Origin of the sequence: uncultured Arthrobacter sp., from assembly GCF_964021775.1 — a bacterium.
GTDB lineage: Bacteria > Actinomycetota > Actinomycetes > Actinomycetales > Micrococcaceae > Arthrobacter.
In genome coordinates, this window is record NZ_CAXHZI010000022.1 from 30,773 (window position 1) to 51,513 (window position 20,741).

General features: G+C 64.7%; 22 protein-coding genes, 3 pseudogenes and 1 riboswitch. Of the genes and pseudogenes, 11 read left to right on the top strand and 14 right to left on the bottom strand.

The window, feature by feature from the left end; genetic code table 11:
- Nucleotides 1-1,646 precede the first annotated feature (1,646 nt).
- From ABIN76_RS14990 to ABIN76_RS15000, 3 genes and pseudogenes are all read right to left on the bottom strand, one after another.
- Nucleotides 1,647-1,925 (bottom strand): annotated as a pseudogene (locus tag ABIN76_RS14990) (integrase core domain-containing protein); the annotation flags it as partial.
- A gap of 14 nt (nucleotides 1,926-1,939) precedes the next feature.
- A pseudogene (locus ABIN76_RS14995) lies at nucleotides 1,940-2,164 on the bottom strand (AAA family ATPase); the annotation flags it as partial.
- On the bottom strand, nucleotides 2,161-2,418 hold the full coding sequence (locus tag ABIN76_RS15000; protein WP_346960502.1) for a hypothetical protein: 258 nt from the start codon (nucleotides 2,416-2,418) through the stop codon (nucleotides 2,161-2,163). The pseudogene ABIN76_RS14995 and the gene ABIN76_RS15000, both read right to left, overlap by 4 nt.
- Nucleotides 2,419-2,527: 109 nt before the next feature.
- Between ABIN76_RS15000 and ABIN76_RS15005 the strand changes: the two genes are divergently transcribed.
- From ABIN76_RS15005 to ABIN76_RS15015, 3 genes are all read left to right on the top strand, one after another.
- Nucleotides 2,528-2,650 carry a hypothetical protein gene (locus ABIN76_RS15005; RefSeq protein WP_346960474.1) on the top strand — a complete coding sequence of 41 codons (123 nt, stop codon included), beginning with the start codon at nucleotides 2,528-2,530 and terminating at the stop codon, nucleotides 2,648-2,650.
- A gap of 378 nt (nucleotides 2,651-3,028) precedes the next feature.
- Nucleotides 3,029-3,733: a TIGR01906 family membrane protein gene (locus ABIN76_RS15010; RefSeq protein ID WP_346960475.1), complete on the top strand. Its 705-nt coding sequence runs from the start codon at nucleotides 3,029-3,031 to the stop codon at nucleotides 3,731-3,733.
- Between the two features lie 289 nt (nucleotides 3,734-4,022).
- The gene (locus tag ABIN76_RS15015; protein ID WP_346960476.1) at nucleotides 4,023-4,334 is read left to right on the top strand and encodes a hypothetical protein; all 312 of its coding nucleotides are present in this window, start codon (nucleotides 4,023-4,025) and stop codon (nucleotides 4,332-4,334) included.
- Between the two features lie 465 nt (nucleotides 4,335-4,799).
- Here ABIN76_RS15015 and ABIN76_RS15020 read toward each other — a convergent pair whose 3' ends face one another.
- Nucleotides 4,800-5,102, bottom strand: coding sequence for a four-helix bundle copper-binding protein (locus ABIN76_RS15020; protein ID WP_346960500.1), 303 nt, complete (start codon nucleotides 5,100-5,102; stop codon nucleotides 4,800-4,802).
- A 285-nt stretch (nucleotides 5,103-5,387) separates the two neighbouring features.
- Here ABIN76_RS15020 and ABIN76_RS15025 point away from each other — a divergent pair, with 285 nt between their 5' ends.
- The 3 genes from ABIN76_RS15025 to ABIN76_RS15035 all read left to right on the top strand — a co-directional run bounded on the left by ABIN76_RS15025 (nucleotide 5,388) and on the right by ABIN76_RS15035 (nucleotide 8,631).
- The gene (locus ABIN76_RS15025; protein ID WP_346960477.1) at nucleotides 5,388-5,645 is read left to right on the top strand and encodes a hypothetical protein; all 258 of its coding nucleotides are present in this window, start codon (nucleotides 5,388-5,390) and stop codon (nucleotides 5,643-5,645) included.
- A 338-nt stretch (nucleotides 5,646-5,983) separates the two neighbouring features.
- The gene (locus tag ABIN76_RS15030; RefSeq protein WP_346960478.1) at nucleotides 5,984-6,634 is read left to right on the top strand and encodes a hypothetical protein; all 651 of its coding nucleotides are present in this window, start codon (nucleotides 5,984-5,986) and stop codon (nucleotides 6,632-6,634) included.
- Between the two features lie 923 nt (nucleotides 6,635-7,557).
- Nucleotides 7,558-7,802: riboswitch (cyclic di-AMP (ydaO/yuaA leader) on the top strand.
- Nucleotides 7,803-7,812: 10 nt separating this feature from the next.
- Nucleotides 7,813-8,631, top strand: coding sequence for a M23 family metallopeptidase (locus ABIN76_RS15035; RefSeq protein WP_346960479.1), 819 nt, complete (start codon nucleotides 7,813-7,815; stop codon nucleotides 8,629-8,631).
- A 466-nt stretch (nucleotides 8,632-9,097) separates the two neighbouring features.
- Here the strand turns inward: ABIN76_RS15035 and ABIN76_RS15040 are convergent, their stop codons facing one another.
- The 3 genes from ABIN76_RS15040 to ABIN76_RS15050 form a co-directional block, all read right to left on the bottom strand.
- A complete protein-coding gene (locus ABIN76_RS15040) occupies nucleotides 9,098-9,595 on the bottom strand; it encodes a hypothetical protein (protein ID WP_346960480.1) in 498 nt (165 codons plus the stop codon).
- A 40-nt stretch (nucleotides 9,596-9,635) separates the two neighbouring features.
- Nucleotides 9,636-9,797 (bottom strand): hypothetical protein, encoded by a 162-nt coding sequence (locus ABIN76_RS15045; protein WP_346960481.1) that lies wholly within the window; start codon nucleotides 9,795-9,797, stop codon nucleotides 9,636-9,638.
- Nucleotides 9,798-9,909: 112 nt separating this feature from the next.
- Nucleotides 9,910-11,304 carry a peptidoglycan DD-metalloendopeptidase family protein gene (locus ABIN76_RS15050; RefSeq protein ID WP_346960482.1) on the bottom strand — a complete coding sequence of 465 codons (1,395 nt, stop codon included), beginning with the start codon at nucleotides 11,302-11,304 and terminating at the stop codon, nucleotides 9,910-9,912.
- Between the two features lie 558 nt (nucleotides 11,305-11,862).
- On the opposite strand from ABIN76_RS15050, the gene ABIN76_RS15055 reads away from it, so the two are divergent.
- The 3 genes and pseudogenes from ABIN76_RS15055 (at nucleotide 11,863) to istB (ending at nucleotide 14,698) form a co-directional block, all read left to right on the top strand.
- Nucleotides 11,863-12,027, top strand: a complete 165-nt coding sequence (locus tag ABIN76_RS15055) for a hypothetical protein (RefSeq protein ID WP_342451796.1) — start codon at nucleotides 11,863-11,865, stop codon at nucleotides 12,025-12,027.
- Nucleotides 12,028-12,211: 184 nt separating this feature from the next.
- Nucleotides 12,212-13,883, top strand: a pseudogene (gene istA / locus ABIN76_RS15060) (IS21 family transposase).
- Nucleotides 13,880-14,698 (top strand): IS21-like element helper ATPase IstB, encoded by an 819-nt coding sequence (gene istB / locus ABIN76_RS15065; RefSeq protein WP_346960483.1) that lies wholly within the window; start codon nucleotides 13,880-13,882, stop codon nucleotides 14,696-14,698. The pseudogene istA and the gene istB overlap by 4 nt, the downstream one beginning before the upstream one ends.
- A 30-nt stretch (nucleotides 14,699-14,728) precedes the next feature.
- Here the strand turns inward: istB and ABIN76_RS15070 are convergent, their stop codons facing one another.
- The 3 genes from ABIN76_RS15070 to ABIN76_RS15080 all read right to left on the bottom strand — a co-directional run bounded on the left by ABIN76_RS15070 (nucleotide 14,729) and on the right by ABIN76_RS15080 (nucleotide 16,867).
- The gene (locus ABIN76_RS15070) at nucleotides 14,729-15,247 is read right to left on the bottom strand and encodes a hypothetical protein (protein WP_346960484.1); all 519 of its coding nucleotides are present in this window, start codon (nucleotides 15,245-15,247) and stop codon (nucleotides 14,729-14,731) included.
- Between the two features lie 372 nt (nucleotides 15,248-15,619).
- A complete protein-coding gene (locus tag ABIN76_RS15075) occupies nucleotides 15,620-16,030 on the bottom strand; it encodes a four-helix bundle copper-binding protein (protein ID WP_346960485.1) in 411 nt (136 codons plus the stop codon).
- Nucleotides 16,031-16,207: 177 nt separating this feature from the next.
- The gene (locus tag ABIN76_RS15080) at nucleotides 16,208-16,867 is read right to left on the bottom strand and encodes a TlpA disulfide reductase family protein (protein ID WP_346960486.1); all 660 of its coding nucleotides are present in this window, start codon (nucleotides 16,865-16,867) and stop codon (nucleotides 16,208-16,210) included.
- 443 nt (nucleotides 16,868-17,310) lie between these two features.
- On the opposite strand from ABIN76_RS15080, the gene ABIN76_RS15085 reads away from it, so the two are divergent.
- Nucleotides 17,311-17,463, top strand: coding sequence for a hypothetical protein (locus tag ABIN76_RS15085; protein WP_346960487.1), 153 nt, complete (start codon nucleotides 17,311-17,313; stop codon nucleotides 17,461-17,463).
- Nucleotides 17,464-17,619: 156 nt separating this feature from the next.
- The gene (locus ABIN76_RS15090; RefSeq protein ID WP_346960488.1) at nucleotides 17,620-17,952 is read left to right on the top strand and encodes a M23 family metallopeptidase; all 333 of its coding nucleotides are present in this window, start codon (nucleotides 17,620-17,622) and stop codon (nucleotides 17,950-17,952) included.
- Between the two features lie 44 nt (nucleotides 17,953-17,996).
- On the opposite strand, the gene ABIN76_RS15095 is transcribed toward ABIN76_RS15090, so the two are convergent.
- The 4 genes from ABIN76_RS15095 to lgt are packed head-to-tail and all read right to left on the bottom strand — an operon-like array spanning nucleotide 17,997 to nucleotide 20,733.
- Nucleotides 17,997-18,905: a cytochrome c oxidase assembly protein gene (locus ABIN76_RS15095; protein WP_346960489.1), complete on the bottom strand. Its 909-nt coding sequence runs from the start codon at nucleotides 18,903-18,905 to the stop codon at nucleotides 17,997-17,999.
- A 2-nt stretch (nucleotides 18,906-18,907) separates the two neighbouring features.
- Nucleotides 18,908-19,165 carry a hypothetical protein gene (locus tag ABIN76_RS15100; RefSeq protein WP_346960490.1) on the bottom strand — a complete coding sequence of 86 codons (258 nt, stop codon included), beginning with the start codon at nucleotides 19,163-19,165 and terminating at the stop codon, nucleotides 18,908-18,910.
- Between the two features lie 30 nt (nucleotides 19,166-19,195).
- The gene (locus ABIN76_RS15105; RefSeq protein WP_346960491.1) at nucleotides 19,196-19,831 is read right to left on the bottom strand and encodes a DUF3105 domain-containing protein; all 636 of its coding nucleotides are present in this window, start codon (nucleotides 19,829-19,831) and stop codon (nucleotides 19,196-19,198) included.
- Nucleotides 19,828-20,733: a prolipoprotein diacylglyceryl transferase gene (gene lgt / locus ABIN76_RS15110; RefSeq protein WP_346960492.1), complete on the bottom strand. Its 906-nt coding sequence runs from the start codon at nucleotides 20,731-20,733 to the stop codon at nucleotides 19,828-19,830. The genes ABIN76_RS15105 and lgt overlap by 4 nt, the downstream gene beginning before the upstream one ends.
- Nucleotides 20,734-20,741 lie beyond the last annotated feature (8 nt).

Sequence of the window (20,741 nt, forward strand, 5' to 3'; positions counted from 1 at the left end):
CGATATGTCACCGGAATCGTGGCCCAGTCGTTGCTGCCTGGCGACAATTGCCACAGTTCGCAGGGGCGCCCTGGCGAGGTGTCTCGCGATCGGAGGAAAGCATTACCTTGGCGCGTACACGGCACCTGATACACACCGAACCCCTGTACTTCCAGGTGTAACCGGCCGTCCCGCACGTTGTTTCGGGGTCGCCGTAGTACTCGCCGAAAATCGGGCGGATATGGCTGACCAGCGGTACCCCGGCCGTTCAGGCGCCTCAGGTGCTCGGCAGAAGCGCGGCGAAGTCGGCGTGGGCCTGGTCAACGGCTTCGGGTAGGCCTGGCGCTTCTCGTGCTCGTTGAGCGCCCGGTAGATGCTGGCCAGGCTGGGGTTGCGGCCTTTGCGCTTGCCAGTGGGTATGATCAGGTCCGGGCGGATGTCCTCCACGGACTCACCGTTCGCGCGGCGGCGCAGCACGGAGTGCAGCATGTCGTCAGTGATCACCGGCGGGCGTCCGCCGTGGTTTCCCTTGCGGGCCGGGGCATTCAAGCCTTCGAGGGTGGCCTCGCGGATGTTCTCGCGTTCGGTCTCGGCCATCGCGGCGAAGAACGCGAAACAACACCCGGCCGGTGCCGGTCGGATCGTAGACGCCGGTCAGGGGCCGGGGCTTGAGGACCAATGCTCGGGAAAGTCTGATCGTGTCAAGTATTTCTGGCCCAAGGAGGGCATTTGAAACTGGCCCCACCCCGCAGGTGAACATGGACGGTCTAACCGCCCCGCATAAGCAAACCCACTACGGGCGCATGTACTTGTGGTCCACTGCTCGGGGTCGAAGGAACGTGGATCTTGGGAGTTGTGAGCGTGGCCGCCATCGTCTACTTCGCGCGGCGCCTCGTGCAAGTAGCCGAAGGAAGTAGAACTAACTCTCAGGGGGAAGTTATGACAGTGCAGCCTCTCGCAAAGCCCTGGCCTAGGTGGCGGGATCATTTCGAGTTGCGGCCGAAACTGCAAGGTGACGACGGGTAACTCGTCTAGCGAAGTACCCCGCGTACGGCAGCACGATAACCGTGTCCAGGCCGCTCTCCCATGCGGGGATTAGGTCTGATAGGTTCCTACGCTCCGCATCGCTGGGAGGAATCGGGCTTAGAACGTTATGCCAATAATTGAAAGCATCACTATCCAGGCCGTCCCAGTCGTACTCAGCGGTCCAAAGGGGGCGGTATGAGCGGATGAAGTCCCTGCCCCGGCCGCAAAACTTGCGGCATGAGCCCCTGGGTGGGGTGCTTCATCCGGTCCGGCTCCCGAATATTGTACCAGTCCCATGCCCGATCCCAAGCGATGTGCCAGCGATCAGCCCACTCTTCATTGCTGGCAGACACTGGCATTTCGGACGCCCCCGGGTTCGGGGCTGGGATGAGTGCCGGAATATCGACGTCCGGCGCAATTGACCAGGCGTGCCGAACGAACAGCAGTAGGTTCAGCGACAAGGGATGATCATCTACTGATGATCACCATGTCATGCGGCCAAGGATTCCCTGGCGTCGGCGTGTTCTGCATCTCTCGCTACCCCCTGTTCGACCGCAGCCCACGCGACCGCGATGCGTTCAGCATCGCACCGACTCCATACCCTGTAAAGGGACTGCCCCGGCTTTTGTTGACTCGGGGTCTTAGGCCGCTGTGAGCGCGGTCCGGTTGATTGTTTCATATGCGATTGGCGTGAGTTTCCCCCGCCGTCTTTGCCGTCGCCGGCGGTGGTAGGTCCGCTCGATCCAGGTGGTGATCGCCAGCCGGAGTTCCTGGCGTGTGAGCCACCGGTGACGGTCCAGGACGTTCTTCTGCAGCAGCGAGAAGAACGACTCCATTGCGGCGTTGTGCGCGCACGCACCCACTCTGCCCATCGACCCTGTCAGCCCGTGGTGCCGGAGCGATTCGACGAAGCGGCGGGAGGGTGTGGATGGTGGTCCCGGTCATCACACTCGGCCAGCAGCAGTTCCGCAAGGAACCCCTGGTAGGACAGTTGTTCCTTCCCCGCAACGGTGAGCGCTTCATCGAGGACGGCCCGGATCGTGGGCAGGCGGAGCCGCCGGCAGGCCTGATCCACGGCCGCCACGGCGGCTTGTTCAGTCAGGCTGCGCCGCCGGCGCAGGGTCGGAGTGATGGTCATAGAGGGTGCTGCAGGGCTCATGAGATGCTCTCCTTTGACGCGATTCCGGCGGTGTGGCTGCGTTTGGTCAGCAGTTCGTCATAGACACCGACCGATGGCAACGGCCGTGTGTCGGATGGGAGTCCGGCGATGACTGCCGCCGGATCCATGAGCCGGCGCTGGGTAAGGCTGACAACCCGCCGCACATTCGCGTCTTCTCGAGCACCGGGATGACGGTCCGGGCCAAGGGACCCGCGAAGCTGAATCTTCGCGTCAGGGCGCAGGTTTTCCTGCAAGGATTTAGTTTTTGGTGTTGCCGGATAAGCGAACGCCCCGGACGCATGGTTCGGAAGGTCACAAGCGTGCCCTGACTCGAAGAGGCCGCCCCGACGCTCACCGAAAACCGTGATCCCTCTGCGGTCCGAACTGTTCGGCGGATCCTGGCTCCCCATTGTGCTGCTGGGCTTCCTCGACCGGTTACCGGTGACCGTCCAGGGCGCGGAGGCGGCGGTTCTCGCCGTTCCGTAACGGGAGTCGGGCGGCGGACTGAAAACGGTCGACTGTTCCGGGTGGCCGGCTCGTGCGGAGCCGAAAACACGCGGCGATGGAGGGCTGTAGCCTTGTTTGGAAGAAGGCGCACTGACGTGCGCGGTGAGTAGGCGCACAGTCAAGGAGAACCCATATGGCCGGATCCGAAAACCCCCGCAGGACAGTGGAATCCTGCGAGCTGCCTCCGGGGTTCCGGCGCAACAGCTGACAGACGGCCAGGGCGCCGACGGTGACATCGCTGGCCGCCCCGGGGATGCGGTCCGCCCAGTGACACCCGGTGCGGACTGCGGGGGATCAAGCAGCGACCCACGCACTGGTGCCAGCGGCGTACCTCCCGCAGGGCACGAGGCGCCCCGGATGTCCCTGCTCGGACGGTTTCTTCAGTTCCTTGTCGTGGTGTTCTTCCCGGTGATCGTGGTCGCCGGTGCCGTGCGTGCCGTGACTTCGCCGCTGTTCCTCTGGGTCGACTATCAACGCCCCGGATTTCCGGCGGACAGCTTTGGTTTTTCTGCCGAAGAGCGCCTGATCTACGGCTCGTACACCCTCGATTATGTTCTGAACCTCGCCCCTGCCGGGTACCTCGGCAGGCTCGTGAATGCAGGGTGCGGCAGGCTGTTCCGAGAGAGCGAAGTGGGCCACATGGCGGACGTCAAAGGTGTTCTCTCGGTCTCCTTCCTCGTCGCGTTCGTGATGCTGCTGGCCGCTGTCGCCTCGTGCGTGTACCTCGCACGGAGGTATCACGGCGCGGTTCGAAGGGCGCTGTTCTCCGGGGCGGTGCTGACACTGGCTCTGATCGCGGCGCTGACCGTTTCTGCGGTCCTGGCCTGGGAAGCCTTCTTTGCGCAGGTTCATGCGTTGTTCTTCGCCGCGGGTACCTGGACCTTCCGGATGGACGACACGCTGATCCGGCTTTTTCCCGAACAATTCTGGACCGATGCGGCGATTACGATCGCCGCCCTCGTGTTCCTCGTAACGACACTCACTGTTGCTTTCGGCTGGCCTGTCCGGCGGCCACGGCTTCCCGTTGACGGCAACAGCGGCCTGACAGCGAACCCCCGGTGAAATATCTGGTGGTTATCTTGCCACGCTGCGTGGATTGGCACGGGCACACGCTATGAACCGCAACTTCAGCGGCCCAGGTCTCGAAAGACACGAGCCTAGCCAAACTTTCCGCCACCCATCGGGCCCGCTGCCCGGCTGTTTGCGGCCATCGCTCCGGCCTCTTCGTGGACCGTCCGCTGCAAACCGACACCAGTACACCGGCCACGCTTTTAGAAAACCCTATACTCAGCTAGCATGCGTTTATACTCTGGCCCCAGCGTCTGTGGATGTCTTGAAGGACAAATTTTTCATGAACAAGAAGTACACGACCATGTCGTCCGCTGCGATCGCCGCAGTGATTGCCCTCGCTGGCTGCTCGACCGGCTCCGGCGGCAGTATGCCCGGCATGAACATGGGCGACTCCGGCATGTCATCCAGTTCCGCAACTACTCCCAGCTCCCCTGTGGGAACGGCACCGGCGGATGCCGCGCCGGACCCGGCCAGATCAGCCAATAACGAGAACGCACCCCTGACCGTAGGGATCGCGGCCGCCCTGCTGGCACTGGGCGGGGGCACCTTCTACCTGGCGCAGCGCCGCCGGGCCAGAAACTCCGGCGCCTGAGGGCTGCCGTCGGCGGTCCGGAAAACGGAACGTTCCCGATTCACGATTCACCCGGGGAGGGGCACGGTCAGCCGACAAGCCGCTCAGCCTCGAGTGGACATCAACCTTCCTATAGCAGGCAAATTCTTCCGGCCGGGCCGGGGAGCTGGGTGATATTCCGGGGGTAGCCCTGTCCCGGGGCCGTGGCCACCAGCTCAGGAACGACACGGCGGGTATTTGGCCGGCCGCCGGCGTTCCTTGACAATCCGGTCTTCCTCCAGCACCCCGTAAAAATCGGACAGTAACCCCAGATGAATTCTCTGGTCCAGTAGTTCCGAAGTCACCGGTACCGCGGCGTAGGCGTCCCCGGCATGCGGTGACATCAAGGCCAACGGGGCGGCCGGACAGCAAGGGCAGCTGCCCCTGTCGTCCGGGCTGTCTCACGCTTCATCCGAGCGAGGCCAGCAACTCCCTGCACGCCCGCTCTCAGCGGCGGTACGCTTCGGCGCAGATCCGGCAGTGCTCGTGCATGCCGGCGTGCCGTTCGCACTCGTCCGCGCAGGCTTTGCAGGTGGTGACGCAGGCCTCCAGGAGGGCCCTGGTGACATTGGCGTCGTAGCCGGTATGGCGGGAGAGGATGTTCCCGGTGGTGACGCAGATGTCGGCGCAGTCCAGATTCGTGCGGATGCACTTGGTCAGTTCCGAGACCATATCTTCGCTCAGACACGCGTCGGCGCAGGCCGTACAGGTCCGGGCACATTCGAAGCACGCGTCGATGCACTCGGCCAGCTTATGCTGGTCAACACCGCCAAGGTCCTTCGGGTAGGCATCGAAACCTCCATGATTTGAAACGTCCCGGGAACCGGGAGCCGCTGACGACGGCCATGCTGTCCTGCATCATCGAGCGTTCATGTGTAATCGTGGCCACCAAGGCATTCACCGATTACGTTTCTTCTACGCCGTGGATCGTCGACGTTCAGGTGGTCCGGCCGGTTCGACTCGTCGCATGGGCCTTGAACCAAGCGTCGGCACGGACCATCCTTGAGTGCAACTGCAACCACAAAGGCGACGGCAATGAACGAGGACCGAGATCGAGGCAGCGAGGCGGCGGTCACGACAGCCGGACTGGTCGCAGCGCTCACGCACATCGACCATGTCGGATTCCACGCTATTTCGACGAACCTGACCGGGGCCTCTCCTAAGATCGATAGAAACTGGTCAGGTTTAGTCCGCAACGCCCGCGTCGCGGTCGCCGCCACCAGCTGGCCGGAGGAAATCCAGCCGTTGGCTGAAAGGTTCGCAGCGGCGGCTGGACATACGCCTCACGGGTGAGCCGGTTCCTCCCCGACGTCGGGCGGCTGCGGTCTGACCAGCGGAATGGGGGCTGACGTGTGGCACGGGCAGCAAAAAACAACTCGCACGGGACAGAACCGGGAGGCCGGACAGCCGCAGGTTGGGGCAACGTACGGGACCAGCCTCACCCTGCTGGAGGATCTGACCCGCGCAGCTCGTCCACGAACCGGTTCCTAAATGCCGCCGTTTGCTCCGCCCGGAACCGTGCTCGCTCATCCTTCTCACCACGGGATGGGCCAAATCAGCGCCGCCCGCGACCTCCGGCCGCCGCCCCTGCCCCCGCCGTGACGCACCCTAAGGTGCGGGATAATGGAGCCATGGCCAAGACCCCCGCCCAGCGCATCAGGAAGCACGGCGCGAAGGCCGTAGTCCCCGCGCACCAGCTGCCCCCGGTAGTCAATCCCACCATCTCGCGGACGCCGGAGAGGGCCCAGAGCAACAGCAACCTCATTGTGATCGCCAGCGTCGTGGCCAGCCTCTTCCTGTTCTGGTACCTGCATCTGCTGACGCTGAACCAGATGACGCAGTTGTCCAGCGGGATGGCCATGCCTGACTCGCTCGTCGGCGGTTTCTCTGCCGACTATGCCGCCCAGCTGCACGCCGTCATGGACGACGATGCCCGCGGGCACCTGTCCTACGTCCACAAGACGGCAGGCACGCTGTTCCCGTTGATCTTCGGCCTGAGTTGGCTGCTGCTGATCGGCACCAACGTCGCGAAGAAGGGACTCCGGTGGGCCCTGTGGGCGTTGCCGCTGCTCTTTGCCGTGGTGCGGCTGTGGGGCAACGTCGCCATCGATGCCGCGCTGGCGCCCGCAGTTCCCGACGCCGATGCCGTGGCCCTCGCGTCGGCGCTCACGGTTGCGGGGTGGGTGCTGCTCCTGCTGAGCCTGCTGGCCGGCGGGACTGCCGTTTTCCTGGGCCGTAGGGCCGCCCCGCGGAACGCCCGGCAACCCGTGCGGCGGCCCTGAGCAGCTTGGCCTCCCGCTGTACACGCCGGGTCACTATCAGGCCCACCAGCGACAAGCCCAGGATGATCGGGTAGTCCATGGTGCGTTCCGCCGCGCCGGGTTCGGGGACGCGCAGCCCGGAGGCGAGGATCCACGGCGTCGCGGCCAGTGACACTGCGCCGAAGAGTGCCGTCCAGCTCATGCGCGTCCGCCGCGTCCGCAGCGCCAGGGACAACCGCCGGCCATGAAGTACAGCCAAGTGCCGGTCGGCTGCAGGATCAGGTCGGTATCTTCGGGGATCAACCGCTCATTGCCCGGCCGATCCCGGCAACCAGCACCAGCGCCCGCGGCGAGCCACGTCATCCTGCCCGTACCGGACCGGCCGTAGCCGGTCCCTGGCTGCATAATTTCTGAGATTGAGAGCCGTTGATTGTGATCTTCGGAGATATCTGGCATCTTTTCCTCAGCGCTATTGGCGTCGCCCCTAGCCGTCCCCACGTGCGTGAGTCGATGGCCGAAGCTGAATCAGGATGACGGCGCGGATCCGGGTGTGTTGGGAATGCAATCCCTGTCTGGACCAGAAACGTTGTGGTACTCAGGGAGGCAATCGACGATCCGGTCTGTGCTCGGCTGCGGCAAGCAGCAGCACCACAGCAGTAATCGTAAGGACGACCAGGATCAGAGCCGCAAGGACGAGCACCCTGGCTCTGGATAATGTTGCCCTCGCCATCGAATTCCTACCTCACGTATGACGAGGATCCGGCCTAACCGTCGTCATCGCCATCATTGTGCACTGCATGCGCGAATGCCATGACCCTGCAACGCCGAAGACGCCAGCCCTACTAGTAGCGCTCACCGGCGCAGTGACGGCCGTTCCGCATAGATAAGGGAATTATTACGGTGCGAGTTGTCAGCTATAGTTGACCGTCGATACCAAAGCGCTACCTGATCCGGAGCCGAGCTCTGCCAGCGGATCAGGTGTACGAGTCACCAACTGGCAAAGGCGGGGAAGCCACAACTGGCAGTCGCAGGTCTGCCTTGGGGTGAAGTCCGTCAGCAGCAAGCCCTCTTCCAGCTAAGGATCCTTACGGGGCATCTCTGCGCAAAGTGCTTGTTACGGCGGATCGGGTCGTTGAACTCTCTGCCCCGAATCCGACAGCTAACTTCGCAGGCTATCCAGAGAGGGACAAATCTTGGCCATGCAATACTCCAGAGGCCGCCGCCGGGCGACAGGCCCCGCTTCGGCGCCCCGGGTGGCCGAGGTTTTTACCGCGGAGAGGCCCCGCGATCCGCAGCGGGAAGCACGCCGTCGCCGGGGACCCTTCCGCCAGATAACAGATTTCGCCGCAGCCAGCGGCATCGGCCAGAAGGCCGGTATCGTGTTGGCAGCAACGGGCCTGGTACTCACCGTGACCGTTCCGGTGACTGGCCCGGTGATGGCCGGGCAGGAACCCGGCCAGGCCGCGTCAGTCGTTTCCGCCGCGCCACAGCCTGAAATTTCCGCCGCGGCCGGAGCCCGGATCGAGTTCAGCCGCTCCCCCGTGGTCACCCAGGCGGACCCGGACAGCAGGCTGAAACAGCTACTCAGTGCGCAGTCGGCCGGTGCCATCACCCGCGCGGCTTCCGCTGGAACTCTTGGCGCTCCGCTCGCTGCGATGACCACGGTTTCGACGTTCGGGTACCGGGTCAGTCCCATCACGGGCGGCTCAGGGGACTTCCATCGGGGAGTGGACCTCGTGGCCCAGTGCGGCACTTCCGTCCTGGCCGCCGCCGCCGGCACCGTCACCTTCGCAAGTTGGGACCAGTACGGCGGAGGCAACCGCGTGGTCGTGGACCACGGCAATGGCCTGAAAACCACATACAATCACCTGTCTTCCTTCAACGTGACCAAGGGGCAGAGAGTGTCCCGGGGGGACGTTGTGGCCTTCAGTGGAACCACGGGCGCCTCCACCGGCTGCCACCTCCACTTCGAGGTGGACGTCAACGGTGAAGTCGTCGACCCGACCGGCTGGCTCTAGAGTCAACTGAGGGCGAGCTCGGACTCAGGCCGAACACACTGCTGACCGTCCTTGGGCAGCGTCCCTGTGCCGACGTCACCAGCGTCCGTGTGGAGGACAACGGCCACGAAATCGACCTCCTGCCACACCGGCTACGACGCCAATACCACCAGGGCTGAATATGTCAGGGCGGATTCTAAAGATCGTCGCAACACCTGAGCATTTCAAGAGTCGCATTGGTTGTAGGAAAGCAACGACAGTTCAAACCCGGTCCTAGTGGGTCCCGCTCAGATTGCCATACTCAGAACGTTGCGTAACTCAGTTCCGCGCAAAGAATCGATAGTGGAAGTTGCGACGTGACAGCGTGGATTGTCGGGGCCCGGATCCACCGGTGAAGCAGAGGACTGGAACTTAGCAAAAGGCCGTGCAGGGGTGGGCTTTACCGGCGTGGGCAGCCCTACCGGGTGAAGTTCCCCCCTGCGGATCCTCACACTTGCTGGCCGTCCGGAAATGCGGCTTGCCCATAAACTTCGCGTGCGCGGTCCATGGCCCGCGCGGAGTCGCGTGCGAGGCGCTCCCGGCCGGCGGCCCGGTAGAGATCCTGGGCCCACTCAAATTCGGCCGCGGCATCACGGTACCGGGCTTCATCGAAGAGCCGTCTGCCGATGTGGTGGCGGACGAGGGCTTCTGCAGCAGGCGTGCGGGTCAGCCGCATGGCCTCTTCCTGCAGTCTCGCCGCATCGTGCCAGCAGTACTGGCGCTGATAAGTCTGGGCGAGTACGAGCAGCGGCCGGAGCCGGTCCGGGGCGGCGGCCAGCAGGGCCAGGCCGGCGGCAACTGCTTCCTCGTCCCGCCCCAGCAGGGAAAGGATCCACACCTGTTCCAGAGGGGTGCAATCTCCGAGCAGCGCGTGCACCGCTCCCCGGTCCAGGACCACGTCGCGCAGGGTCGCCGGATCGGTGACCCAGATATCTCCGGTATTCACAGATATAGCCTAGGATGCGTCCGGGTCTGCCGGCAGCAGGTCAGGCCCGCACCCATATGACCCCGCCGTTCGACACGGCACATCGCCGCTTCACGATGAACAGCCCGGCGAGGACGCCGACTGTGATGCTGACTGCCATGAACTTCGGGATTCCGCCGGACGTCGCCGCTTGGTCGAAGAGCGGGGTTTTCGGCAGCGGCATGTTCCTCAGTTTACAAGCCGCTGCTGCACACCGCTTCAGCGCCCGGCCGGGCCTCCACGCAGGTGAGTCACCGGCTGTCTCCGGCCAACGCTGCTTTTGGGCACGGGACGGGTCAGAGAAGGCCCATGGGGTCCACAGGCGATCCATTGAGCCACGTTTCGAAGTGAGCGTGGCATCCCGTGGAATTTCCGCTGCTGCCCGAGTAGGCAATGAGTTGGCCCTTGTCCACCCTCTGCCCGGCCGATACAGTGACGCTGCTGTTGTGGTACAGGATCGTGGTGAGTGCGTTGCCTTGGACCACGCCGTGGGAAACCATGACGGTGAAGCCGCCGCCGCCGTTGGTCCAGCCGGCAGTCGTGACGGTTCCGGAGGCCGCAGCATAGACCGGGGTGCCGCAACCCACACCGAAATCAATACCGGAGTGGAGATAACTGCCCGTGCCCAGGAAGTCGATCGTCCCCGGAGGAGTAGCGCGCCAGCCAAAGCCGGACGTGATCGGAACTCCCGCGCCAAAAGGGCGGCTGATCCCGAACGAAGAAGGATTCCCTGGCGCAGGAGCCTGCGGCGGGGCGGGGTTCTGTCCCTGCGGGGTCCGGGCAGCGGCCTGGGCCTTCGCCGCCTGCTCGGCCAGCCAGGCTTCGCGTTCGCGGCGTTGGTTTTCAGCAATTTGAGCCGCGATGGCCTGCTGCTGGGCTTTGACGGACGCCAGTTCGGCCATGATCTGAGGTTTCTTGGCGGCTAGATCTTGTGCCGTTGCTGTGGTCGATGTAATCAGCTGATCGAGGTCTTCTTTGGCGGCGGTGGCTTTGGCCCGGGCGGCCTGCTCAGCTTTCAGGGCCGTCTCGGCTTGCTGCTTCAGGTTCGCAATTTCTTGGCGCACTGCTGAGAGCCTGTTCTGGGAGTTCTCATCCACCGATCTCTTGTCCCGGATTTCGGAGACGGCAGCATTCTGGGCCTTCAGGGCCTGTTCGGTGTGGCTGATACTGTCCGCGGCTTCTGCCAGGTCTCCGGTGCCGAAGAAGAGGCTGAGGTCTTGGGGTATGCCTCCGCGTTTGTAGGCATCGGTAGCTATCTGTCCTACCATCTTCTGGCTCTCCGCCATCGCCTTCCGGCTTTGTCCCAGTTCGCGGTCTATGTCGGCCAGTGTCTGTTCGGCGGCGGATATGCGCAGGGTATATGCATCGACTTCACGGGCCGCGGCTGCCACCCGGGACTGCGCTTCGGCGACCGTCTGCTCTGCCGCCGGCATCCGGGCTTGGTAGGTGGCAAGCTGCGAAGCGGTGGCAACGAGCGACGAGTCCACGAACTCCAACGATTCCTGGACTTGTGCCGCCTGATCCTCTAGCTGCGACTGCGTGTCCTGCAGATTTTCAGCCTGCGCCCCCGCGCCACCCAAAGCACTGAACAGGAGGCCGGCCACCAAGACGCGGACGGCGAACCTGACACGGCGGGGGCCGGGCGACGGAAGGGAAGACGGACCCGGTGTAACTCCGGAGATGGAACGCATGCTTGATGACCTTCGCAGCAGGGGACCCGACCGAGAATACGGGACTTTTGCGTAAGGCCGGCAAATGGTGCCTGGTGACACGCCGGGAGAATCGCCCGGGGGAGTCTTCCATCGTTCCCGGGCCGGCAGTGCTACAGGGGACGGGCGGTAAGCCGACACGCAACATATCGGCTTTGAACCCGCGGGCGCGAATCTACGAGCAGTAACGAAGTAGCGCCGTCTGTGTCGTCCTCGCTCACGCCGGCTGACCGGTATTGTTTCCGTATGCCCGGAGCCCAAACCCGCCGGCTCTCCGGAGGGCGAAAGCGGGACAAGCCAGGATCCTGATTCACGTCTCCACAACCGACAAGGACACTCCGTTATGAGCACCGGCTCTGGAAGTACCCGCACACGCCGCCAACTCGCTCCTGCTTTTTGGCATGACCCGGCATCGGGAGACAATCTGGTGTGGGGTCGAGATTGATGGCCGTGTTCCTGGCCCGCGGACTCACGGTCCTGACTGTGTCGCCGGCGCCGTCGCCGTCCCCGTCCCCGGGCGATGGGGGCCTTCGTGCTGGCTTGACTGCTGACCAGATTACGCCCGGGCTTCTTGGCTTCGTGATGACGGCCTTCATGGTCATCGCCGTCATTCTGCTGATGGTGTCCATGACACGGCGGATCCGGCGTGTTCGCTACCGCGGGCAGCTCAGTGACGCCGGAGATGCCGGCGACACCGCAGACTAAGGGCTTCACCCGGTGAACGCCGCCAGCGCAGGCGTTACTGAATATGTCAATCTGAACGGAGCCCGTTAGGACGGCCAGAACGGTACCCACCTGCGGGACATGCCGGAGCTAATGACGGCTTGAATGGTACCCACCTGTGAGCGTTGATCCCATCATTGTGGAGGTCAACTGCAGGAGGGCCGGGATGGGGTCAAGAGTGGAGTTGTTCGCGAGAATCCGAAGGGACGCCCGAGTCGAGGGCGTGTCGATCCGAGAGCTTGCGCGCAGACATCAGGTGGCGAGAAAGACCGTGCGGACGGCGTTGAACTGCCCGGTCCCGCCGGAGCGGAAAACCCCTCAGAGGTCCTCGCCCCGGCTGGATCAAGCCGGCGATCGATGCGATGCTCATCGAGGACACGACGGCGCCGCGGAAGCAGCGCCATACCGCGCGCCGGATCCTGGCCCGGCTCATTGAGGAGCGCGGCGCGGGGGAGCTCTCGTATTCGACCGTGCGTGACTATGTGCGCATCCGCCGGGCGCAGATCGATGTGGAGGCCGGGCGCCGGGTGGAGGCGTTCATCCCGCAGGAACACGCCCCGGGTGCGGAGGCCGAGGTGGATTTCGGGGAAGTCTGGGTGGTGCTGGACGGAGTGAAGACGAAGTGCCACATGTTCGTCTTCCGGCTCTCGCATTCGGGCAAGGCCATCCACCGGATCTACCCCACCCAGGCCCAGGAAGCGTTCCTGGAAGGCCATATCGAGGCGTTCAACGAGATCGGCGGGGTGCCGGTGAGGCACATCCGCTATGACAACCTCACCGCCGCGGTCACGGCCGTGGTGTTCGGCCAGGGCCGGCAGCGTCAGGAAAATGACCGGTGGGTGCTATTCAGATCGTTCTACAATTTCGATGCGTTCTATTGCCAGCCAGGCATCGCCGGGGCGCACGAGAAAGGCGGCGTTGAGGGCGAGGTGGGCTGGTTCCGGCGCAACCGGCTCTCCCCAATGCCTGTCGCTGAATCCCTGGATGAGCTCAACGACCGCATCCGGGATTGGGAAGCCCAAGACGATGCCCGGCGGATCAATGACAGGATCCGCACGATCGGGCAGGACTTCGCCGCCGAGCAGCCCTTCCTGGCACCCTTGCCGGTGGAGGGCTTTGATCCGGGGCTGGTGTTGAACCCGCGGGTGGACAGGTCTTCAATGGTCACGGTGCGGATGGTGAAGTACTCGGTCCCGGCACGGTTCATCGGCCGGAAGGTCCGGGTCTCGCTGCGGGCCTCCGAGGTCGTGGTCTTCGACGGCCGCGCCGTGGCTGCCAGGCATCAGCGGGTCGCGGCCCGCTCCGGGTGCTCAGTCCAGCTGGACCACTACCTCGAGGTCCTCAAGACCAAACCCGGAGCCCTGCCCGGCTCCACCGCCCTGGCCCGGGCCCGCCAGTCCGGGGCCTTCACCTCCGCCCACGAGGCGTTCTGGGCCGCCTCCCGCAGAGTCAACGGCGATGCCGACGGCACCCGGGAACTCATCGACGTGCTCCTGCTCCACCGCTCCCTGGACGCATCCGAAATCCAGGCCGGGATCAGTGCGGCGCTGGAAGTCGGTGCTGTCAGTGCCGACGTCGTTGCCGTCGAAGCCCTCCGACACGCCACGATGCCCTCCCGGGGTGGGTCCGGTTCGGACCGTCATCCCGGTGCACTTGCTGAGACGAAAGTGCACCGGGTTGTCAGCCTCACCCAGCGCCGGCTCATGGACCCGGCAGCGGTCATCGCCGGGCTCCCGGCCGATACCCGGCCGCTGCCCTCGGTCAGCGCCTATGACGAGCTGCTGGCCAAACGCACCGAACACCCTGCAGGAACCGTGTCGAAGGAGAACATCTCATGAGCCCCACCGCACCGGCCACCACCATCACCCCGACCCTGCGCCGGCGGCGCGGGCTCACCGAGCAAGCCGCGGTGGCGGCCGTGGACCAGGCCTGCCGGCGGCTTCGTCTGCCCACCGTGAGGGCGGTCCTGGACGAAGCCCTCACCGTTGCGGGGAAGGAACAGCTCTCCTACCAAGGCTTCCTGGCCGAGCTGTTGCTGGCCGAGTGTGATGACCGGGACCGGCGCTCCTCGATCCGCCGGGTCAAAGCCGCGAACTTCCCTCGGGATAAGTGGCTGGGGGATTTCGATTTCGACGCAAACCCGAACATCAACCCCGCCACGATCCATACCCTCGCGACCGGGGAATGGATCCGCAAAGGCGCACCCCTGTGCCTTATCGGGGACTCCGGGACCGGGAAATCCCACCTGCTCATCGGCCTCGGCACCGCCGCGGCGGAGAAAGGCTACCGGGTCAAATACACCCTCGCGACCCGGCTCGTGAACGAACTCGTCGAGGCCGCCGACGAAAAGATGCTCGCCAAGACCATCGCCCGCTACGGGCGGGTGGACCTGCTGTGTATTGATGAGCTGGGCTATATGGAACTGGACCGGCGCGGCGCCGAACTCCTCTTCCAGGTCCTGACCGAACGCGAAGAGAAAAACTCCACCGCGATCGCCTCCAATGAGTCGTTCTCCGGTTGGACCAAGACCTTCACCGGCCCGCGCCTCTGCGCCGCGATCGTTGACCGGCTCACCTTCAACGGCACCATCATCGAAACCGGCACCGACTCCTACCGCCTCGCTGCCACACTCGCCCGGCAGGCAGCCCCCTAGAGCACCAGCCGGCTCGTGAGCCGGTGAGGATCAGGTGCCCACCTGCAGCCAAACATTAGCGGTTCGGGAGTCCCTGGTGAATTTGATATTCCAGCATCCTGGCTGGTCAACTACTAGAGCAGTGCCGTATTCATCGCCGGGGCGGGCGTAGTTGCTTGATGAGTGGAATTCAGGACCCCACGCCAGACCCGATTCGTCGCCGCCGGGTCGGGTCACCGTCACGGCTGGCTGGCCCGAGCCGCTGATGCGCCAAACAATCTTCTTTTCAGTATCAGAGGCCAGAAGGAATCCTTCCGACTGATCCTGGCCATACAGTGTGATTCCGTCCTTGGACGAACCCTCAACTTCGGTACCGTTGACAGCACTTTTTACGATTCGCGAGGGTGATGCACATTCAGCCTTGGTCGTTGATGGCTCGGCGGAAGCAGCTAACGGGCTTTCAGAGGAGCACCCAGTAGCCGCTAGCGTAAGGGAAAGAAGGACAGCAGCCCTACGGACGAAACTCAGTCCGGCAATAGGGGCATTTCTGAATACCAATGGCTTTCCCATGGCATGAAGCCTCGCATGTCGAGCATCGGAAACATAGGAAGCCCATGATCTTCACGCCTAACGCGAAGCATGTCCAGGGCGTCCCCTAGTGTTTGGCGAGTCGTGGGGTGGGTACCGTTCTGGCCGCCATGCCGGGCTCCGTTCAGATTGACATATTCACGTTACTCCAGACCAACGTTTGGGCAGCTGAATTTGGCCAAGGAAACACCACCGGGACACCGGAACTGGCTAGTCTTGTTCATCTCCGGCCCTGTCCGGGCATCGCTGGCCTTGTCCGGGCTGAAGGTGAAGTTCCGACCGGATCTGTCGTGGGCGCAAAGTTCAGACCCGCGGGTTGCCAGGCTTTCGGACTTCGGCGCGTATCGGTGATGCTCAGGCCAGGGCTGCCAGGAGTTCTGTGCAGGCGGCTTCGCACCGACGGCACGCCTCGGCGCAGATCCTGCAGTGCTCGTGCATGTCCGCGTGCCGCTCGCATTCTTCGCCGCAGGCGCCGCAGGCAGCACGGCAGGCCTCAAGAACCGCTCGGAGGACGCCCTCGTTGGTTCCTGTCTGGCGGTACAGGACGCTGCCGGTCGCGCCACAGATGTCAGCGCAGTCCAGATCCGTGCGGATGCACGTGGTCAGATCGGCGACCATGTGCTCGCCCATGCAGGCGTCAGCGCAGGCCGTACAGGCCTGGGCACATTGAAAGCATGCAGTGATGCATTCGGCGGGTTTCTTCCTCTCGATGGAGCCCGGCTCCGTCGTGTGGGCGTCAAGCATCGCACTGATGTGATGGCTCATTGTGCTTCTCCTGTCGCTGGTGGTGACGTGAGCGGCGGGCTGGAGCCGGCCGCCGCCTCCACAATAACTCTGCGGCCCTTGGAGGCCAACGACCCGCTAACTCGGGCATCTTCACCAGGACCTTCCGATCTCCCACGCGCTTCCTTCCCCCGCATTCCTGGAGCAAACGATTCCGGGCTAGCCGCCGGCCACGGCGGCGGCGATGAGGGATTTGAGGATGCTTTGATCGGCCAGGCCGAGGATCCTGGCGGCGACCCGTCCCTGTCTGTCGAGTACGAGGGTGGTCGGGACCGCCTGCGGCGGCACGTACTGGGTCATGGCCAGCAGAATGCCCCCGTTTTTGTCCTGCATGCTGGGGTAGGTGATTCCGAAGGTCCGCTCGAAGGCGACAGCGGCGGCTTCCTCGTCGCGGACGTTCACGCCGTAGAAGAGGACATTCTGTGGTTGGAACTCGTTCCAGAGTGCTTCCAGCCGGGGAGCTTCGAGCCGGCACGGGGCGCATGCGGCATACCAGAAGTTCAGGACAATCACTTTTCCGGCCCAGTCACTGGAGTTAACGACCGTCCCGTCGTACTGTTCGCCCGTTACTACCACCGGTGGCTTCCGCTCGGCCGCTGCATATTCGGTGACGGAGCCGTCCCCGGCGATGTAGTTCTTGTTGTCACCGGCTTTGGCCTGCTGGGCGAGGGGGTCGCCGGAGGCGCATCCTACGAGAACCGGGGCGGCCAGTGCGCCCAGAAGAGCTGACGAAAGCAGGCGGCGCCGGGAGAAACCCGGAAATGTCTCCAGAGCCCGGGGAGCGGGGGCGGGCGGTGTCCGGCGGCTGGGTTTATGCATGGCGATCCTTTGATAACGGAATTGTAACTTCGAGGCCAGGTTGGATAGGGTTGACGCAATACATACCCCTCACGGGTATGCGTGAGGCCGCTTCGCCATGCCCCGCCGGCGGTCCACGAACTTTCAGTCTTCTGGCGGCGGCGGAGGACTCACAAACGGCGCCATAGCGCGCCTTGAGGTTGAGCCGGCTCTGTGAGTACACGCCTGTGCGGCGGCCGGCGGAGCGGGCCGGACAGCCCACTCGTCCGAATCCGACAGCTAACTTCGCCGGCGCCGAGAGGACTGGCGTTTTGCCTTCCCACCGTATACACGGTCGCCGCCGCGCTGTTGCCGCGTCCTCACCTGCCAAGCGCCGCCGCAGGGCAGCCGTCCTTCCGTCCGCCGTCTGGGGAAGCCGTGGGCAGCGATTTGGCGCCGCCGCGACAGTCACGGGGCTGATTGCCATGACGATGCTCTCCGCACCGCAGGCCGATCCGGACCGCCTGAACGCCGCCCAGAAACGCCCGGCCGCCTCGGCAACGGCAGCTGAACAGCCAGCGGTCACGGCGGCCGCAGGCGCCGGCGTCGCCTTTGAACGGCCCGCCGTCCGCTCCTGACCTGCACCGAAGGCTTCACCTGCACCAATCGCCCAGTCGGCCGGGGCTCCAATAACGACCGGGCCGGGGGCTGGCCCGGCTCCGGCGTCCGTTCCGGGCATGGGGTTGCGGGCGCCATTGTCCTCCGTGAATGTCAGTTCCCCCTTTGGTCTCAGGGTGAACCCGCTGACCGGAAAATCCGGTGAGTGGCATACCGGGATCGACTTAACCGGGGCGTGTTCCACCGCGGTCTTCGCCGCCGGTGCTGGAACGGTGCTCGAGGCGGGTTGGAGCCAGTACGGCGGCGGAAACAGGATCGTTGTGGACCACGGCAACGGCTTGAAATCCACGTATAACCACCTGGCGAGCATCGGTGTCTCCGTCGGGCAGGTCGTAGCCGCGGGCGCGCTGATCGCCGGTGTGGGGACGACCGGGAACTCCACCGGATGCCACCTCCATTTCGAGGTTATGGTCAACGGCCGGACGGTCAATCCCGCCGCGTTCATCTGAGCGGGCTTTCCGCGGTTCCCCGGACAATCAGGGCGCAGAGGGCTCTACGCATCGCGCCCGCCGCGGGGTGCGTGCGGACCACTGAGGTGTTCGCGGTTCAGCGCCTCGAGCTGTTCGTTGGTGAGGCTGTCGAAGGAGGTCGCCTCGTTCCGGTCGCTGCGGGCGAACCTGACGAACATCAGGATGATCAGGGGCACATCGACGATTTCGGCCAGGAACCACAGCAGGTCTCCGGCGAGCTGCTGGTCCCGCAGCGGTCCGGGAAGCCAGCCCGGATGCCCGGTGAGGGCCTGGGTTGCCCCGTCCAGGATTTGTGGACTGATCCGCATCATGATCCCGGGCACGGCATCAGCGACGAGTTCGATGAACACGTAGATGAATTCGACGATGATCAGCGCGCTGACGGCCTTGGCCGACTCGTCTTCGATGATCGGCACCACCATCAGCATCCCTGTTAGCGGCACCAGAACGGTCAGGACGACGTCCCAGAGCGGGTCGGTTCTTAGGGGATGGAACAGGGGGGTCAGGAAGAGGGTGAACATTCCCAGGCCCAGCAGCGCGGCCACGACGGTATTGCTCAGCGAACGCATCACCGGGTGTCCCAGAGATATCCGGAGCCGTTGCGCCCCGGCCGGTCCCAGCGTTTCCCTGGCAAGCGTCAGTGGTTTGCCCGCGGTGACCAGGAGCGGGACGATGAACAGGTATGAGGTGATCTTCAGGGTGAAGACCCAGCGCAGGTCGTGGCTGTAGACGCCGGTGAAGCCGAAACTGAGCGCAGCGAAGCTGCCCAGGCCCAGGACGTAGAAGGTCAGTGTCCGCCGCCTCGGCCAGTGGATCCCGCGGCGCCTGGCTGCGCGGAGGCCGCGGGCATACAGTCCGGCGGCGGGGACCAGGAGTGCCAGGGCCGGCCAGTTCAGGGTCCACGATGACAGGACAACGTCCCAGGGCGGCATGTTCAGCGCTTCTCGGTCTCGGTGCGGCCGGCGATGATGGCGCCGAGGAGGATCAGCACGCCGCCGGTGGGGTAGCCGATGAATATGTCCTCGGTGATGCCCGGTCCTTGTCCGGTGGGTGCGAGGTGGGCGATCCAGTGGCTGATGGCGACCAGGGCGCCAGCGGCCATGAGGACCTGGCCGAGCCGGACGAACAGCCGGTGCCGGCGGTAGCGTGACCCGGCGTCGGCCGCTGCTTTGGGCCTATGGAACTTCTTCATGGGTTTCCTTTTGCTTGAGAGGTGGTGTGCTTAGCCGGCGGTTCCGCCGGTGCAGGGCGCGCCGGGTTCCGGTGCTTTCGGGGATTGGGCGTAGGCGCCGATGAAGGCGGGGATGCGCGGGTCTGCGGCGTCCTGGACTGCCAGCTGGGTGCCCCAGGCGGTGGCGGTGATGGGGGTGGTTTGGTTCTTGTCCGGGCTGAGCAGGAGGTATGGCTTGTTTTTGGCCAGAGTGGTGAGTTTGGTGATCTCGGTTGCCGGCAGGCCGGGGTTGTAGGTGATCCAGACGGCGCCGTGTTCCAGGGAATGGACGGCGCGCTGTCCGTTGACGGGGTCGGTGTAGATGCCGCAGTTTGTCCAGACGGGGGAGTGGTCTCCTCCGGCGCCGGGCTGCTGGGGGTAGGCGACGGCGGTCTGGACGTGGTTGCGGGACAGCCCGGCGAAGGTCTGGATCCCGTCGATGGGTTTTTTGGCCGCTTCGGCGGCTGCGTTTCGTTCCTGGACGGACCCGGCAACAACTAAGGCGACGGCGGTGATGATAGCGGCCAGGACCAGGCCGAAGCCGCCGTAGACGAGTATGTTGAAGCGGCGCTGTTTGGCTTGTTGCCGGCTGCGGATCGCGGCGACGATGGCTTGATGTTCGGAGGAGCGTTTGCTGGTGTTGCTCATGCGGGGATTCCTTTGCCGGGCACTTCAGTGTCGTGCTTCTGGACGGGTGCGGGTGGGACGGCGGAGCGGGGACGGGTCCTGAGCCGCTGGAAGAGGGCGAGGCCGGCGAGGAAGAGCAGGCCGGAGACCCAGGTGTTGATCCGCAGGCCCAGGATCAGGTTGGCGGGGTCCGAGCGCATCAGTTCGAAGACGAAGCGCCCGGCGGTGTAGAGCACGATGTAGAGGGCGAATATTGACCCCGCGCCGAGCGTGTACTTCCGGTCCAGGAACATCAGCAGCGATGCTGCGGCCAGGCACCAGAGCGATTCGTAGAGGAAGGTGGGCTGGAAGTAGCCGAGGATTTCCGGGGTGCCGTCGGGACCGGTCAGGGCCTGGCCGGTGGCCATGTCCATCTTGTAGATCTGAAGTTTCCAGGGCAGGTCCGTGGGTTCGCCGTAGAGTTCGTTGTTGAACCAGTTGCCCCAGCGGCCCAGGGCCTGGGCCAGGAGCAGCCCGGGGGCGGCCGCGTCGGCGAACGCGGCGAAGGGGACACCGGCGCGGTGGGCGCCGATGCCGGCGCCGACGAGCCCGAGGGCGACGGCTCCCCAGATCCCGAGGCCGCCCTCCCAGATCCGCAACGCCCCCCAGGGGTCTTTGCCGGGTCCGAAATAGAGCTGGTTGTCGGTGATGACGTGGTAGAGCCTTCCGCCGACGATGCCGGAGGGCACCGCCCAGGCCACGATGTCCAGGGTCTGGGCGGTGGTGCCGCCCCGGGCCCGGAGGCGACGGGCGGTGAGCCAGACGCCGAAGACGATGCCGGCCAGGATGGCGAGGGCGTAGAAGCGTATGGTGAGCGGCCCGAGCTGGAAGGCGCTGACGGCCGGGGAGGGGAAGAACAGTTCTGCTGCGACAGGGGTGTTCATGGTCGGTG